General features: G+C 43.2%; 1 pseudogene. It reads right to left on the bottom strand.

The annotated features are described in order from the left end of the window. A pseudogene (locus tag LQ679_RS14690) lies at positions 1-380 on the bottom strand (MSCRAMM family adhesin clumping factor ClfA); the annotation flags it as partial.

Below are 380 nucleotides of genomic sequence, written 5' to 3'. Positions count from 1 at the left end.
ACCAATTAAAGTTGTATTAACTTCTGATTCTTCACCTGTATCAGGTAATTGTTTGTTATGGCTTGCTTTATGATCTTGATTATTTTCATTCGATTGATTAGCATCACCATTACCACCATTATTGTTTGAATCATTTGATGACATACCTGCCTCTGAATCGCTGTCAGAATCTGAGTCGCTATCTACATCTGCGTCACTATCCGCGTCTGAATCACTATCTGCATCTGCATCACTATCAGAGTCTGCGTCGCTATCCGCATCTGCGTCACTGTCTGCATCGGCGTCGCTATCTGCGTCTGCATCACTATCAGAATCTGAATCACTGTCCGCGTCTGCATCGCTATCTGCGTCTGCATCACTATCAGAGTCTGAATCACTGT

Source organism: Mammaliicoccus sp. I-M35, from assembly GCF_022386455.1.
Lineage (GTDB): Bacteria > Bacillota > Bacilli > Staphylococcales > Staphylococcaceae > Mammaliicoccus > Mammaliicoccus sciuri_A.
Note: the sequence above shows the minus strand (reverse complement) of the source record. Positions and strands in the feature narration are given on the sequence as shown.